The organism is Caulobacter sp. DWR3-1-2 (assembly GCF_049896225.1).
GTDB lineage: Bacteria > Pseudomonadota > Alphaproteobacteria > Caulobacterales > Caulobacteraceae > Caulobacter.
In genome coordinates, this window is the sequence record NZ_JAFCTW010000007.1 from 119328 (window position 1) to 134291 (window position 14964).

Genomic DNA, 14964 nt, shown 5'->3' on the forward strand with positions numbered 1-14964 from the left:
GTGAATTAGAGACTCTAGGGATTAAACTATTGCAATATTGCTTAGCTCGCTTCGGAGAAGCGCTCTTCGGTCACTTCGGGCGCTTGAAGCGACCCTTCCTTGGAATCGAAGCCGAACATCTTGGTACGGACACCCAGGCGCAGGGCGGTCTGTTCCATTTCGCCGTGCGCTTCGACCATGGCGGTGCGGGCGTCGGACAGGGCGGCCAGGGCGGCCATGACCTTGGCGGTCGCGGCGGAGCCGACGGTAGCCGAGAGCTTCAGGTCCTTACGACCTTGAACCATGTCGGCCATCAGCTCGGCGGCTTGCACCATCGCCGCATCGATCGCGACTTCGGTTCCGTGCAGCTTTGACGCCACACGCTTAGCAACGAAAACCTTTTCCACGCCCATCTCCCTAATGAAAAACTAACAAAAGAGGTAAACGAAAAGTTAAGAAGAAGGCAATGGAGAAATGCGCGTCAACGTTGTTTTGTGCTGCTAAAGTCGTGTCTTGGAAGCGAAGCGTTAGGAAGATGGTGGCATGGTGGTCCTCTAGGATCTCCTGGGACGCGAAATGATCGACGAAAGCCGCAGCACCGGGGCCGCGACCCACGCGCCTTTGCAGGCGCGAATCGCGGCCGTCGCGTTGACCACGACGGTGGTCGCGCTTCTGGCCGCATGCCTGTGCTTCATGCTTCAGCAATGGAGCGTGGCGCGGCAGGAATCCCAAGCCAACCACGAGATTCTCGCCCAGATGGTCGCGGCCGGCGCCGCTGCCCCCATGGCTGATCACAACACCGTCGGGGCCTATCGCGCGCTCGAAGCCGTGGCCAAGGCCCCCAATGTCACCGCCGTGCGTCTGACCGACATGCACGCCCAGGTCATCGCGCAGGTCGGGGCGGTCGGCACGGACGTCGACACCCTTGTCCGCCCGATCATGCTCGGCTCGCGGCAGGTCGGAACCCTGGCCCTGATCGCCCGCCGCCCCAGCCTGGTGGATATCCTGGCCCGCGACCTGGCCCTCACCGGCACGCTGTTCTTCGGCTCGGCCGGCTTGGCGATCCTGCTGGCCAACGGCTTGGCGCGTCGCATGACCAAGCCGATGGAGCGCCTGTCGCAAGCCATGCGCGAAGTCGCCGCCGACGGCCGCTTCAAGCCGGTCGTGCAGGCGGCCGACGACGAGGTCTTCCACAGCCTGACCGACAGCTTCAACCATCTGGTCTCGCGGCTCGAGGCCAATGACCACGACCTGCGCGGGGCCATGGCCGAACTGGTCAAGGCGCGCGATGACGCCAACGCCGCCAATGTCCTGAAGTCGCACTTCCTGGCCAATATGAGCCACGAGATCCGCACCCCGCTGAACGGCGTGCTGGCGATGACCGAGGTCATGGCCATGGGCGAGTTGAACGCCCAGCAGCGCGAACGCCTGTCGGTGATCCGCGAATCGGGCGGCCTGCTGCTGTCGGTGCTGAACGACGTGCTGGACCTCTCCAAGATCGAGGCCGGTCGCCTGGACCTGGTGGAACGCGACTTCGACCTGGCGGCCCTGGCCCTGTCGATGCGAGAATCCTACGCCGCTTTGGCGCACGAGAAGAGCCTGGAGTTTGGCGTCTTCGTCGCCCCCGAGGCCCTGGGCGCGTGGCGCGGCGACGCCGATCGCCTGCGGCAAATCCTCGGCAACCTGGTCTCCAACGCACTGAAGTTCACGCTCAAGGGTTCGGTTTCGGTCCGCTTCGCTTCGGCGGACGACGGTTCGGGCCTGCGCGTCGACGTGGTCGACACCGGTATCGGCATCGCCGCCGAGACCCTGCCGCGCCTGTTCGACAAGTTCGTGCAGGCCGACAGCTCGACAACTCGCCGGTTCGGCGGTTCGGGCCTGGGCCTGTCGATCTGCAACGAGCTGGCAGCGCTGATGGGCGGCGGCGTGCATGTGCAGAGCCGCGAAGGCCAGGGCTCGACCTTCACCGTCGTGGTCGCCATGCCCCGCGGCGAGGCCCGCATCGCTCCGCCCGTCGAGCCAGCGGCGCCGCCGATCGAGTCCGAGCGCCGCCTGCGGGTGCTGGCCGCCGACGATAATCCGACCAATCAGAAGGTCATCGCCGCCGTCCTGGCCCCGCTGGGCGCCGAGGTCGAGATCGTCGCCGATGGCGCCGCCTGCGTCGAGGCCTGGAAGCGCGGCGGCCACGACATCGTGCTGATGGATATCCACATGCCGGTGATGGACGGCGTCGAGGCCGCCCGCACCATCCGCAGCCTGGAGATCAGCGAGGGCCGCAAGCGTACACCGATCGTGGCGGTCACCGCCAACGCCCTGGCCCATCAAGTCGAGGGCTATATGGCCGCTGGCATGGACGGCCACGTGGCCAAGCCCATCGAGGTGACCAAGCTCTACGACGCCATTGAAACCGCCGTGGCGGCGTCCCGCAAGGATGGTTCAAAGGTGGCCGCGGCCTGATGACGAACCTGAACGCAACATAACGAGCGGCTCAGAACGGCTTCAGGCTGGTTGTGGTTTCTTGAGATCAACGTCGTCCCGTTGGGCGCCGGACAATCTATAAGAGGAACCGTACGATGAAAAAGATCCTGCTTTCGATCGCCGCGGTCTCGGCCGTCGCCGCCGCCACCGTTCCCGCCGCCGCCATGGCCCAATCCTATCGTCACGATGATCGGGGCGATCGTTACGACGATCGGCGCGATCGTTATGACGATCGACGCGGCCCCGAGGATCGCGGCGGCTGGAACACCGGCCGTGACCGGGTCGCACGGCTCGATCAGCGCATCGACATCGGCATCCGCAACGGCAGCCTGACCCGCAACGAAGCCTATCGCCTGAAGGGCGAGCTGCGTCAGACCGCCCGCTTGGAATACCGCTATCGCTCGGACGGCCTGAACGGCTGGGAGCGCGCCGACCTGGATCGTCGCTTCGACCGTATCGGCGCCCAGATCCGCTACGAGCGTCACGACCAAGACCGGGACCGCGATTATGGCTACGGCAACGGTTATGGCCGCGGTCATGACGACGGTCCGCGCCGCTACTAGAGCATTTCCCGACCTGACTGCGTCAGGCCGTGAGCTCTAATCTTTTGTTTCGACGCATTTTTCTTCACGCGAACCGGAACCACTTCGCTTGAAAAATGCTCTAGCCTCGCCTTGGCTAGGCCCTAACCGAGCGCTGGCCCTGCCCTCAGCCGGCTCTCGACCATCGTGAAACCGCGGCCACGCAACAGAACGCGTGCGCCGCGGTTTTCGCATTCCAGGTCGCCGCCCCGGCCAGGGTAGGCTTGGTGATAGCGCAGGATCCGCCGGCCCAGGCGGTCGCTGAACAGCGGCGCCAGGATGCAGTGGGCCGAGCCGGTGGTCGGGTCCTCGGGGATGCCGCAGCCCGGGGCGAAGAACCGGCTGACCACGTCATAGGGCCGCCCCGCATCGGCCAGGGCCGCGACGATCACCTGGCCTGGACCACCTGAGGCCAGTTCGCCGCCGATCTTGTTCAGGGCCGCCAGATCCGGCGCCAAGCCTCGCACCGTCGCCTCGTCGGCCATCACCGCCAGCAGATAGCCGGCGGCCAGGGTCTCGACCGGCGCCGCGCCCAGGGCTTCCGCCAGGCCCGCCGGGATCTCGACGGGCCTTGGCGGGTCGGCGGGAAAGTCCATCTCAAGTCCGTCGCCGTCGCGCCGAACCGTCAGCGGACCAGCCAGGGTCTCGAAGGTCAGCAACGGCGCCTCGACGTTCATCTCGGAAAACAGGGCGTGGGCCGAGGCCAGGGTGGCGTGGCCGCAGAGCGGAACCTCGACCGTCGGCGTGAACCAGCGCAGGCCAAACCGCGCCGGACCGTCGGTCTTCAGCAGAAAGGCGGTTTCGGCCTGGTTGTTCTCGGCCGCCAGGGTCTGCATCCAGCCGGTGTCGGGCCAGGCGTCCAGCGGCTCGACCACGCAGGCCGGATTGCCCTTGAACGGGCCCGAGGCGAAGGCGTCGATGGTCCACTGGCGCATGGCGGAGCTCCTGTTTCGCGAGGCCTAGCGAGCCCCCTGTCCTTGATCAATTCGAAAATTGTCACGCGGGACAATGTTCGTGGATGCTGATGGGGATAGGCGCATGCGCCTGTCCCTAGCCTTGCCTAGGCCCCCTCCACCGTGATCTCCGGCCAGCGCCCCTTGGCCGAGCCGGTCGTGCGCTCCCAGCCGCCCGCGCTCTTCACCCGCAGCGGATTGGCCCGCAGGCGCATCGCGAACAGGTCCTCCAGCCCGAACGGCGCCCAGACCGACAGGCGCTCATCGGCCTCAAGCCGCACCCCGACACAGAAGGCCGTGGCCACGAAGCGCTTCAGGGCGTCGCTGCTGGACAGCAGGGGGGGATAGGGCTCGTCGGCCCCGAACTTCTGCTCAAACCACAGATGCACCCGGGCCTGGTTACGCACCTCGACGAGGCTGCGCAGCGGCTCCTCGAACCGAGCCGCCACCCGCTGGATCACCACGTCCTCCGCCTCGTAGGAAGTGTCGGAATCGTCGTGATAGGCGACGTCGTAGTCCTTGATCCCATAGTCCGGCGCCCGGCCGGTCAGGTGGTTCCAGACCGGCTGATAGACCGCGCCGGAAAACACCATGGCGTCGGGCAGTTGGAGGTCGCGCACCACCCGCAGCACCTGCATGGTGGTGGGGACGTTGCGGATAATCTCGACGAGGCGGACTTCGAGGTCCGCGCTCACTTCCGCACCATCCAGCCGTGATCCAGCGGCCCGTGCCCAGCCCCGAAGCCTGGCGCGCGCAACATGGCCTCATGGACATAGTTCCAGGCCCGCGCCACCGACTCGGTCAGGCTCAGGCCCTGGGCCAGGCCCGTGGCGCAGGCCGAGGCCAGGGTGCAGCCGGTGCCGTGGGTGTGGCGGGTGTCGATGCGCTCGCCCTCGAAGCTGGTTTCGCCCTGGGGCGTGATCAGCAGGTCGATGACCCGGTCGCCCGACACGTGCCCGCCCTTCATCAGCACCGCCTGGGCGCCCAGCGCCAGCAGGGCCTCGCCGGCCCTGCGCAGGTCGTCGGTGGTCTCGACGGTCAGGCCTGTCAGGGCGGCGGCCTCGGGGGCGTTGGGGGTCAAGAGCGCGGCGCGGGGGATCATCAGCGTGCGGACCGCGCCGATCGCCGCCTCGGCCAGCAGGGACGCCCCGCCCTTGGCGATCATCACCGGGTCGACCACGGCGGGAACCTGGGGCGCGCTGGCCAGCACCCGCACCACGGTCTCGACCATGGCCACGTCGCCCAGCATGCCGGTCTTGAAGGCGTCGGCCCCGATGTCGTCCAGCACGGCCCGGGCCTGGGCCTCGACGATGTCCGGCGGGATCGGATGGACGCCGGTGACGCCCAGGGTGTTCTGCACGGTGACGGCGGTGATCGCCGTGGCCGCGTAGCCGCCGAGGGCGGTGATGGTCTTGATGTCGGCCTGGATCCCCGCCCCGCCGCCGGAATCCGATCCGGCGAGGACGAGCACGCGGCCCCGGAAGGCGGAGGCATGGGAGGGCGCTTGGGTCATGACCAGGGTTCTAGCGGGGAGTCGAGGATGGGGGTAGCGCACAACGCGTCTCAACTGGCTCTGCGACAAGGCGCGGCTTCGCGCTCACGCGCCTGGCGGCTGCGATGGATGGGGAGGGTGCGAAGCGCCCGGGCTCCGCCCGGAGGATTTGCAGTTTTGAATACCGTTTCGACGAAGACGAGCGCTTCGCGTGGCCTTCAGACGGGAGCCATCGGAGCGCGGGGTCTTAACCCGCTTCCGAAGTGGGCCCCCGGCGGGCGGAAGGGCGGCTAACCCGTCCGGACCGTACAGGCGATTTCAGCCCGTACCTTTTGGCGAGACCGCCTGCCCCGGGCGCCGGAGTTTTGTCGCCGCGGGGGCGAACCTGCTCCGAACCGACCTTGGCGCGTCTCCCGAAGAAGACACGGCGGCCAAGCCTTCCCGCTCGACCACTCCCCACCGCCCGTCAGGTCGCCGGCCGACGTCCCTCCCCGTGCGATGGGGTGAGATCATTATCGGGGTGGTCAGAGGGGGTGAGCGTCAAAAACATTGAAAGAGTTTTGAGCGTTGATTTCGCTGAAGATTAGTTCATGGCCACTCGCGTCAACTTGTTCGCCCTCCTTCCCTCCCCTTTGTGGGGAGGGTGGCGGCGAAGCCGAGGGGTGGGGCTGCGGCGCTCGGCGCTCAATGCGGCCAGGTCCCCCCACCCGACCCCTTCGGGGCCACCCTCCCCGCGAGGGGGAGGGACGGAGCGTTTGCTTGATGCCCAGCCCCTTACAAGTCCACCCGGAACGGATGCAAGTTGGTCACCCTGGCTTGTCGTCAGCACGAGTTTTGAGTCGGGCGACGATCCACCCCTCTCGTAAGACGGCATGCGGCTGCGTCGAGTCGTCGTAGCCGAACTGCGTGCCGCAGCACGGGCAGATCTCCTGGTACCAAGCATCAGCATCATAGGGCGCCAACGCCGCGTCGCCGAAGCTGCAGACGGGGCAGACGAAACCTTTACTCATGATCCAACCGCCCCCCAAACCGCAAGCGCCTGCGCGGTCTCCCGCACGTCGTGCACCCGCACCGCCGCCACGCCGGCGCTCGCGCCGTGCAGGCAGGCCGCCAGGGAGCCGCCGAGCCGCTCCCCGGCCGCCGCCCCCAGCGGATCCAACGCCGCGATGAAGCGCTTGCGGCTGGCCCCTAGCAGCACCGGGTAGCCCAGGGCCACGAAACGCGGCAAGGCGGCCAGCAGGGCGACATTGTGGGCGGGCGTCTTGCCAAAGCCGATGCCCGGATCCAACCAGATCTTCTCCCGCGCCACGCCGGCGGCCATGGCGGTCAGGGCGCGGGCCAACAGGAAGGCCTCGACCTCGGAGACGACGTCGTCGTAGCGCGGGGCGTCCTGCATCGTGCCCGGCTGGCCCAGCATGTGCATCAGCACCACTTCGCAGCCCAGTTCGGCGGCGACCTCGGGCGCGTCGGTTGCCCAACGCAGGGCGGCGACGTCGTTCCAGATCGTGGCCCCGGCCGCGACGGCGGCGCGGGCCACGGCGGGTTTCATCGTGTCGATCGAGATCGCGACATCGCTCTCCGCGCGGATCGCGGCGATCAGCGGCGCGACGCGGGCGATCTCCTCGTCGGCAGGGACGGGTGTGGCGCCGGGCCGGGTGCTTTCGCCCCCGATGTCGAGGATGTCGGCGCCGTCGGCGATCAGCCGCCGCGCGTGGGCCAGGCTGGCGGCGTGATCCAGGAACCGGCCGCCGTCGGAGAAGCTGTCGGGCGTGACATTGACGATCCCCATGACGCGGGGGCGGTGTGGGGTGGGGGTCATGGGAGCGTTCTAGAACAGGTTTGCTCTACATCGAAGCGCACCCCTTGATCCGCTCATCCCGGCGAATGCCGGGACCCAGATCCGCGAGCGGGGTGGATGATTGGACAGGCTCAACGCTTTTGGCGTCAGCCTCAAAGTCATTCCATCTGGGTCCCGGCATTCGCCGGGATGAGCGGATTTTTGGCGCCTGCCAGTCAATAAAAGAAGAAGCCGGATCGGCGAACCGGTCCGGCTTCTCTCAGGTCGCGAAGGCCCGGAAATCCTAGGCCGTGACGCCCGCAGACACCGGCACCGAGGCCACCGGCCCGGTCGGCATCTTGTTGCTCTCGTCCTCGATGCGCGTGGGCTGGACGCCCTTCATCACGCCGATGATCTCGTCGCCGCTGAGGGTCTCGAACTCCAGCAAAGCCTTGGCGATGGCGTGCAGATTGTCGAGCTTGTCGCCCAGGATCTGCCGCGCCTCGTCCTCGCCGCCCTTGACCAGGCGGCGCACCTCGGTGTCGATCTTGATCATGGTGTCGGGCGAGACGTTCTGGGTGCGGGCCACCGAATGGCCGAGGAACACCTCGTCCTGATTGTCGCCATAGGCCACCGTGCCCAGCTCGTCGGAGAAGCCCCAGCGGGTGACCATGTTGCGGGCCAGGCTGGTGGCGGCGCTGATGTCGCTGGAGGCGCCCGAGGTGATCTTCTCCTTGCCGAAGATCAGTTCCTCGGCCACCCGGCCGGCCATCATGATCGCCAGGCGCGAGGTCATCATGTCAAAGCTCATCGAGTAGCGGTCGCCCTCGGGAAGCTGCATGACCATGCCCAGAGCCCGTCCGCGCGGCACGATGGTGGCCTTGTGCACGGGGTCGGCGACGGCGACGCTGAGGGCCACCAGGGCGTGGCCGCCCTCGTGATAGGCCGTCAGCTTCTTTTCCTCTTCGCTCATGGCCATCGAGCGACGCTCGGCGCCCATCATCACCTTGTCCTTGGCGTATTCGAAGTCGTGCATGGTGACCATGCGACGGTTCTTTCGCGCCGCGGTCAGGGCCGCCTCGTTGACTAGATTGGCCAGATCGGCGCCCGAGAAGCCGGGGGTGCCGCGGGCCAGGGTCTTGACGTCGACATCGGCGGCCAGGGGCACGTTCTTCATATGCACGCGGATGATCTTCTCGCGACCCATCACGTCGGGGTTTGGCACCACGACCTGGCGGTCAAAGCGGCCCGGACGCAGCAGGGCCGGGTCCAGCACGTCGGGACGATTGGTGGCGGCGATCAGGATGATGCCTTCATTGGCCTCGAAGCCGTCCATCTCGACCAGCAGTTGGTTAAGGGTCTGCTCGCGCTCGTCATTGCCGCCGCCCAGGCCGGCGCCGCGGTGGCGACCGACGGCGTCGATCTCGTCGATGAAGATGATGCAGGGGGCGTTTTTCTTCGCCTGCTCGAACATGTCGCGCACGCGGCTGGCGCCGACGCCGACGAACATCTCGACGAAGTCAGAACCGGAGATGGTGAAGAACGGCACGCCGGCCTCACCGGCCACGGCGCGGGCGATCAGCGTCTTGCCGGTGCCGGGAGGGCCGATCAGCAGGGCGCCCTTGGGGATCTTGCCGCCCAGGCGCTGGAACTTGGCCGGGTCCTTCAGGAACTCGACGACCTCCTGCAGCTCTTCCTTGGCCTCGTCCACGCCAGCGACGTCGTCGAACATCACCCGGTTCTTGTTCTCGGTCAGCAGACGAGCCTTGGATTTGCCAAAGCCCATGGCGCCCTTGGTGCCGCCCTGCATCTGCCGCATGAAGAAGATCCACACGCCGACCAGCACCAGGATCGGCAGCATGTTCAGCAGAATGCCCAGCAGGCTGATGCCGCCGCGCTGATAGACGATCTCGGCGTTGCGGCCTTCCAGCCGCTTGACCATGTCCTGAGAGTCGGGCGGCACGTTGACGGTGTAGGGCTTGCCTTGGCGCGGCTCGACCTTGACCAGGTCGCCGCTGATGTCGGCTTTCTTGACCTGGTTGTTGTCGATGTTGCGCAGCAGCTGCGAATAGCTGACCTCGCCGCCGCCGCCGGCGGCCTTGCCGCCTTGGGTGAAGACGTAGCCCGCCAACAGCACCATCGCGATCGCGAGCCAGATGCCCAGGGTCTTGAAATTCATACGCGTTGTCTTCCCAACGATAATCTCTGACCTTCCAAGATAGGATGGTCGGACCGGTTTCGCCACGCGCGGGATATCATGTCGCGGGTTCTTGATCGACACGGCCCGTCGCCGCACCGAAACGATCCATGACAAGACAACGCGCTCGCGCCTGATCGGTGTCTGCAAGGATCGGGCAAGTCACCCGTCCGGTGGCGTCGACGATGGCCGGCAGCGAGGCGCGCGCAGCGGCCGGAAAGCCTTTCAGGGCTTGGCGTTGCGCCGGCGGCAGGCGGGCGGCCAGGCCTTGCAGCGGGCGGACGGAGAGGCCGGGCTCTGTCGCCGTGATCTCATAACGACCGTCCCAAACCAAGGTCCTTCCCCCTAGGAGGAGGCGGTCCGCAGGAGCGGTGGGGGGAGTCGTCGGGCGCGGGATCACGCCCCCCTCCGTCGGCTGCGCCGACACCTCCCCCACAGGGGGAGGACTTGGGCCGCGCCGCGATTCGCCGGGTTCACGGAAGAAGCCGACGGTGTCGCCCGCCTCGATCCGCGCCCCAGCCAGGGTGGCGGTGAAGGTTTCACCGGACCTTAGCCGATCGACCAGCCGCCGCAGACGCTCGCCGCGCGGCGGGGTGGCGGTGCCGGCGGCGCACAGGCAAGCGGCGGCGACCTGGGCGGCGGGGGCGTCGCGGGGGAGGATGAGATAGCCTTCTCCTCCCCCGTGCAGCGGGGTTGGTGGCGCGGCGCCAATAGGCGACGTGACGGATGGGGCGCCAGCGGCGGCGGACGTCCCATCCGTCGGCTTCGCCGCCACCTCCCCCGTTGCGCTGCGCTCCTCGGGGGAGGAAAGCAACCGCCGCGCCCGGGCCCGGGCATAGGTCACGTCCTCATTGGCCGGATCATCCAGCCAGGTCTCGCCCCGCGCCGTCAGCCAGTCGCGAAGCTCCACGCGCCCCACCGCCAGCAAGGGTCGCAGCACGAACACCCTCCGCCCCTCTGGCCAGGCCGGCGACGGCGCCCAATCGCGGGGGTCGGACACCGTCGAGCCCTCGGCGCGCATGGCGGCGGCCTCGGCCAGATCGCCCTGAGTGTGGCCCAACAGCAGAACGCTGGCTCCGGCCTCGCGCGTGGCGTCGGCCAGCAGGGCGTGGCGGGCGGCGCGAGCGGCGGCGGGCAGGCCGGTCGCGGGTTTGTCGCCAGTCCACGACAAACCGGACGCTTTGGCGCCCAAAGCCTGAGCCTTGGCCACGGCCTGGGCGGTCCAGGCGGCGCTGGCGGGGTTGAGCTGGTGATCGACCGTCAGACTGATCACCGCCCGCCCGTGGGCGCGGGCCCAGTCCAGGGTCAGGATCAGCAGCGCCAGACTATCGCCGCCGCCGGAGAAGCCGACGGCCAGCGGCGCGGGGGCCGAAGGGCGCAGGCAGCGGTCCAAGGCGGCGGTGAAGGGGGGGAAGGTCAAACCAAAATCCGCTCATCCCGGCCAATGCCGGGATGAGCGGAAAAGATCAAGCCGCGCACTTGGCCTGGGCGCGGGTGGTGGCGGCCTTGGCGGTGAGGGCGGCGGGGGCCTTGGGATAGCGCTTGGCCAGCTCGTCCAGGGTCTTGCAGGCGTCGGCCGGCTTGCGCAGGGCCACCAGGGCCCGCGACAGCTTCAGCACCGCGTCGGGCGCCCAGCTGGTCTGGGGCCAGCCGCGCACCGCGCCCAGATAGGAGCCAGCGGCGTCGCCGTAAGCCTCGCGCACGAACTGGGTCTCGCCCAGCCAATAGCGCGCCTCGGGAGCCTTGGCGCTGTCGGGGTAGGTCTCGACATAGCCGGAAAAGGCCGTCTCGGCGGCGCCATAGTCGCCGTCCAGCAGCAGTTGGCGGGCCTGTTTGAAGGCGGCGGTCGCGTCGCCGGGCGCGGCGGGCAAGGCGGCGGCGCTGGGCGCGGGAACGGCTGCGGCGGCCTGGTCGGCGAGGCGCTTTTCGAGGGCGGCCAGGCGCTGGTCCAGCGCCTCGGCGCGGGCCTTCTGGACGTCGCTGGACCGGCGAGCCTCGTCCAGGTCATGGGTCAGGGTCTCGTTGGACCCGTTCATCCGGGTGAGAGTCTGCTCCAGGTCGCCCAGCTTTTCGGACAGGGCGGCGATCTGGGCGTCGGTCTCGGCGGGCTGCACGACCACCGGCTTGCCGGTGTCGCGGCCCTGGAAGACGATCGAGCGCAGCTCGCGCACCACCTTCTCCATGCGCTCCAACCGCTTGGCCGAGCGATCGTCCAGCGGGTCGGGCATCGGGGTCTGGGCCATGACCGGCGCGAAGATCGCGAGGGTCAGGACGGAGGCCAGCAAGGCGGCTTTCAGCTTCATGTCGGCGATTATGCCCTGATTGCGGACGAAAGTGCGGCCAAAACAAAAGCCCTTCCCCCTCTAATGGGAGAGGTTTGGGTGGGGGTGACGCGCCCCCCCCGGCTGAACCGCCGCTGTACCCCTATCCCCGGCCCTTCCCCCATCAAGGGGCAAGGGGGAAGGGGCAAGGGGCAAGGGGCAAGGGGCAAGATTATCTAGCGCGCGCCGTCGGTGATGGCGGTGCGGGCGTTGCGGTTCTTGGCCCAGCTGTCGTCGCCCGAGCCGCCGTCGATCGGCTTTTCCTTGCCATACGAAAGGGTCTCGATGCGCGCGCCCGAGACCCCCTGTGAAACCAGGAACTCGCGGACGGCGTTGGCGCGGCGGGCGCCGAGCGCCAGGTTGTATTCGCGGGTGCCGCGTTCGTCGGCATTGCCCTCGATACGCACGCGCACGGCAGGATAGCGGTTCAGCCACTGGGCCTGGGCGCCGAGCGTCGGCTGGGCGTCGCTGCGAACCTCGTAGCTGTCGGTGTCGAAATAGATCCGCTCGCCGATATTGATGACGAAATCCTGCACCGTACCGGGCAAGGCTCCGGTATTGACCGGCGAGTTCGGGCCGGTGGGCTGGCTATAGGGCGGCGTCGAAGGTTGCGAGGGCGTGGTGGTGGCGACCGGGCCCTGGGGCTTCGGCCGCGAGGCGCAGGCGGCGAGCGAGGCGGCCGCCAGACCGATCATCGCCAGTCTAGCGACGCGTTGGGTGTCGAAGCTCATCCAGTTTCTCCTCAAGTCCACGGCCAAGGCCCATACTTTATACGCGCGGAGTCTTTGTGGCGCCCCTCGAAAACGCCACCTGAACCTCACAATGGCGTCAGATTGTCGAAGGGCCACCTCGTTCACCCGGCAGGTGAACGCCAGATGAACGTCAAAAGGGCAACGCGCGGCGCCGGCTCAGGTTTCGATGATCGCGCCCTAGTCCAACAGCGGCGACCAGGCCGGGTCCGACGCCGCGCCCTGATAGGCGGCGGGGCGCAGGATGCGGCCGGTGATGTCCACGGTCCACAGTTTCGGCACGCCAGCCGGGCCCTCGCGGAAGAACATCAGCACCCGGCCGTTGGGCGCCCAGGTGGGGCCCTCGTCCAGATAGCTGGTGGTCAGCAGGCGCTCGTCGCCGCCGTCGGTCTTCATCACGCCGATATGGAACTCGCCGCCGGTCTGCTTGGTGAAGGCGATGAAGTCGCCGCGCGGGCTCCAGACCGGGGTGGTGTAGCGGCCGCCGCCGTAGGAGATGCGGCGCACGCCCGAGCCATCGGCGTTCATCACATAGAGCTGGGCTTGGCCGCCGCGGTCGGAGTTGAAGACGATCTTGCTGCCGTCGGGCGAAAACGACGGCGAGGTGTCGATGGAGGGATCGGTGGTGATCCGGGTCGACTGGCGGGTGCGCAGGTCCAGCACATAGATGTCGCTGTTGCCGCCCTTCTCGACGGAAAAGGCGACCTTTCGGCCGTCGGGCGAGAAGCGCGGTGCGAAGACCATGCCGGGGAACTTGCCCACGGTCTCGGTGCGGGCGGTCTCCAGGTTCTGTAGATAGATGGTCGAGCCCGTGGGCCGCAGGGCCATGAAGGTGATTTCCTGGCTGGTCGCCGAGAAACGCGGGGTCATGACGATGTAGGAGCCGTCGGTCAGGTACTGCGGGTTGGCCCCGTCCTGGTCCATGATCGCCAGCTTCTTGATGCGATTGAGCTTGGTGCCGCTCTCGGCGACGAACACCACGCGGGTGTCGAAATAGCCCTTCTCGCCGGTCAGCCGCTCATAGACCGCGTCGCTGATCTTGTGGGCCACGCGCCGCCAGTTCTCGGCGGTGGAGGTGAACTGCAGGCCCAGCAGCTGCTGCTGGCTGAAGGTGTCCCACAGGCGGAAGTCGACGCGCAGCACGCCATCGGCGCCCACCGTCACCTGGCCGTTGATCAGGGCCTGGGCCCCGGTCGCCTGCCAGTCGGGGAAGCGCGGCTGGACATTTACGTCGGTCAGCTTGTCGGCGACATTGGCGACGTTCAGCGGCTGGAACAGCCCAGAGCGCTCGAGATTGCCGGTGATGACCTGGGCGATGTCGGCCCCGCGGCCGCCGGCCCCAGAGAAGGCCGGGATGGCGACCGGCAGCGGCTTGACCGCGCCCTTGTCGATATCGACCTCGATCTGGGCCCGGGCGATCGACGGGGCGAGCGCGACCGTGGAGACGGCCAGGACGGCGGCGGTCGCCAAGCTCGAGAAGAGGGTCTTGAGGTTCATGCGTCGTGTCCTCCCTATCGCGCCGCGCAAGCGTCGCGCGCCTTGAAGTTCAAATTGAGTTGCTGGCCATAATAGTCCGGCGGCAAGCCCTCGAAGGGCGCCGATTGATAGACCGCCCGGATCGCCCGCTCGGCGGCGGCCTGGGTCATGGAATCGACCGCGCCGGTGACGGTGTTGCTGCTGGACTGGCCGGTCGAGGTGACCCGGCCCACCGCGCCGCCGCCGGTCAGAATGTCGGCGGTGACCTTGTCGATGATCCGGCCGGACGGCAGCAGCTTGAAGCCGACCCGCACCTGCACGCTGGCGCCGCCTTCGACCTCGCAATTGGGGTTCCAGCGGCGCTGGATCTCGTCCTTCATGCCCGCGATGGCAGCGGCTTGAAGGCCGGTCATCGCCCCGGCCCCGGGACGGGCCTGGGTGGCGGTTTCCGGGCGGGTCGGGCCCTTGGCGGCGTTGGCCACAGGCTTGCCGGCCGCCTTGGGCGTCTTGGCCAGGGTCTTTTCCAGCGAGGCGAAAAAGTCGGGCTCGGGCTTGGCGGGCTTTGCCGGCTTGGGGGGCGTCGGCGGCTTTGGCGTGGGCGGCTTGGGGGTCGGGGTCGGGGTGGGGGTTGGCTTTGGCGGAGCGGGCGCAGGCGTCGGCGTCGGCGCGGGCACGGGGGCCGGCGGCTGCGGATCGGCCTCGGGGACCGGGTCCTCGGTCTGGGCGACCTGGTCCTGCGGCGCTTCGAGCGCCGGGCGGACATTGGTAGGGCCTGCGGTGACGAGGGTCACCGGCACGCTCTCGCCGATGATGATCGGCTTGGGCGGCTTCGACGGCAGGCCGACCAGGATCGCCGCGACCACCAGGCCATGCAGGATGACCGAGCCGACCAGGGCGGGCGAGGTGTTGTTGCGGTCGTGGCGGCTCATGAGGGGCCACCCCAATTCCACTCATCCCGGCG

General features: G+C 68.1%; 13 protein-coding genes. 2 read left to right on the forward strand and 11 right to left on the reverse strand.

The features are described from left to right. Nucleotides 1-41: 41 nt before the first annotated feature. Complete coding sequence (locus ACP696_RS12235; protein ID WP_426014622.1) at nt 42-386, reverse strand: hypothetical protein; 345 nt, start codon at nt 384-386, stop codon at nt 42-44. A 169-nt stretch (nt 387-555) separates the two neighbouring features. Here ACP696_RS12235 and ACP696_RS12240 point away from each other — a divergent pair, with 169 nt between their 5' ends. Both ACP696_RS12240 and ACP696_RS12245 read left to right on the forward strand, forming a co-directional pair. Continuing rightward, a complete protein-coding gene (locus ACP696_RS12240) occupies nt 556-2436 on the forward strand; it encodes an ATP-binding protein (protein WP_426014620.1) in 1881 nt (626 codons plus the stop codon). Between the two features lie 116 nt (nt 2437-2552). Further along, nucleotides 2553-3020 carry a hypothetical protein gene (locus tag ACP696_RS12245; RefSeq protein WP_426014618.1) on the forward strand — a complete coding sequence of 156 codons (468 nt, stop codon included), beginning with the start codon at nt 2553-2555 and terminating at the stop codon, nt 3018-3020. 122 nt (nt 3021-3142) lie between these two features. Here the strand turns inward: ACP696_RS12245 and ACP696_RS12250 are convergent, their stop codons facing one another. The 10 genes from ACP696_RS12250 to ACP696_RS12295 form a co-directional block, all read right to left on the reverse strand. After that, complete coding sequence (locus tag ACP696_RS12250) at nt 3143-3973, reverse strand: PhzF family phenazine biosynthesis protein (protein ID WP_426014616.1); 831 nt, start codon at nt 3971-3973, stop codon at nt 3143-3145. Between the two features lie 125 nt (nt 3974-4098). Further along, nucleotides 4099-4629, reverse strand: coding sequence for a nucleotidyltransferase family protein (locus ACP696_RS12255; RefSeq protein WP_426014757.1), 531 nt, complete (start codon nt 4627-4629; stop codon nt 4099-4101). Between the two features lie 53 nt (nt 4630-4682). Continuing rightward, on the reverse strand, nt 4683-5504 hold the full coding sequence (gene thiD, locus ACP696_RS12260; RefSeq protein WP_426014614.1) for a bifunctional hydroxymethylpyrimidine kinase/phosphomethylpyrimidine kinase: 822 nt from the start codon (nt 5502-5504) through the stop codon (nt 4683-4685). 985 nt (nt 5505-6489) lie between these two features. Continuing rightward, nucleotides 6490-7302, reverse strand: a complete 813-nt coding sequence (folP, locus tag ACP696_RS12265) for a dihydropteroate synthase (RefSeq protein ID WP_426014612.1) — start codon at nt 7300-7302, stop codon at nt 6490-6492. A gap of 262 nt (nt 7303-7564) precedes the next feature. Next, nucleotides 7565-9439, reverse strand: a complete 1875-nt coding sequence (gene ftsH, locus ACP696_RS12270; RefSeq protein ID WP_426014610.1) for an ATP-dependent zinc metalloprotease FtsH — start codon at nt 9437-9439, stop codon at nt 7565-7567. Nucleotides 9440-9515: 76 nt separating this feature from the next. Then, on the reverse strand, nt 9516-10877 hold the full coding sequence (tilS, locus tag ACP696_RS12275) for a tRNA lysidine(34) synthetase TilS (RefSeq protein WP_426014609.1): 1362 nt from the start codon (nt 10875-10877) through the stop codon (nt 9516-9518). A 46-nt stretch (nt 10878-10923) separates the two neighbouring features. Next, a complete protein-coding gene (ybgF, locus tag ACP696_RS12280; protein WP_426014607.1) occupies nt 10924-11760 on the reverse strand; it encodes a tol-pal system protein YbgF in 837 nt (278 codons plus the stop codon). A 194-nt stretch (nt 11761-11954) separates the two neighbouring features. Beyond that, nucleotides 11955-12509, reverse strand: a complete 555-nt coding sequence (pal, locus tag ACP696_RS12285) for a peptidoglycan-associated lipoprotein Pal (RefSeq protein WP_426014604.1) — start codon at nt 12507-12509, stop codon at nt 11955-11957. Between the two features lie 198 nt (nt 12510-12707). Next, nucleotides 12708-14024, reverse strand: coding sequence for a Tol-Pal system beta propeller repeat protein TolB (gene tolB, locus ACP696_RS12290; RefSeq protein WP_426014603.1), 1317 nt, complete (start codon nt 14022-14024; stop codon nt 12708-12710). A gap of 14 nt (nt 14025-14038) precedes the next feature. After that, a complete protein-coding gene (locus ACP696_RS12295) occupies nt 14039-14932 on the reverse strand; it encodes an energy transducer TonB (RefSeq protein ID WP_426014601.1) in 894 nt (297 codons plus the stop codon). Nucleotides 14933-14964: the final 32 nt, after the last annotated feature.

What these genes read in the sequence shown, in the direction of transcription:
- ACP696_RS12255 (WP_426014757.1), bottom strand. Translation starts at nt 4,629, where the DNA reads ATGCAGGTGCTGCGGGTGGTGCGCGACCTCCAACTGCCCGACGCCATG.
- folP (WP_426014612.1), bottom strand. Translation starts at nt 7,302, where the DNA reads ATGACCCCCACCCCACACCGCCCCCGCGTCATGGGGATCGTCAATGTC.
- ybgF (WP_426014607.1), bottom strand. Translation starts at nt 11,760, where the DNA reads ATGAAGCTGAAAGCCGCCTTGCTGGCCTCCGTCCTGACCCTCGCGATC.
- ACP696_RS12240 (WP_426014620.1), top strand. Translation starts at nt 556, where the DNA reads ATGATCGACGAAAGCCGCAGCACCGGGGCCGCGACCCACGCGCCTTTG.
- ACP696_RS12250 (WP_426014616.1), bottom strand. Translation starts at nt 3,973, where the DNA reads ATGCGCCAGTGGACCATCGACGCCTTCGCCTCGGGCCCGTTCAAGGGC.
- ACP696_RS12245 (WP_426014618.1), top strand. Translation starts at nt 2,553, where the DNA reads ATGAAAAAGATCCTGCTTTCGATCGCCGCGGTCTCGGCCGTCGCCGCC.
- ftsH (WP_426014610.1), bottom strand. Translation starts at nt 9,439, where the DNA reads ATGAATTTCAAGACCCTGGGCATCTGGCTCGCGATCGCGATGGTGCTG.
- pal (WP_426014604.1), bottom strand. Translation starts at nt 12,509, where the DNA reads ATGAGCTTCGACACCCAACGCGTCGCTAGACTGGCGATGATCGGTCTG.
- tolB (WP_426014603.1), bottom strand. Translation starts at nt 14,024, where the DNA reads ATGAACCTCAAGACCCTCTTCTCGAGCTTGGCGACCGCCGCCGTCCTG.
- thiD (WP_426014614.1), bottom strand. Translation starts at nt 5,504, where the DNA reads ATGACCCAAGCGCCCTCCCATGCCTCCGCCTTCCGGGGCCGCGTGCTC.
- ACP696_RS12295 (WP_426014601.1), bottom strand. Translation starts at nt 14,932, where the DNA reads ATGAGCCGCCACGACCGCAACAACACCTCGCCCGCCCTGGTCGGCTCG.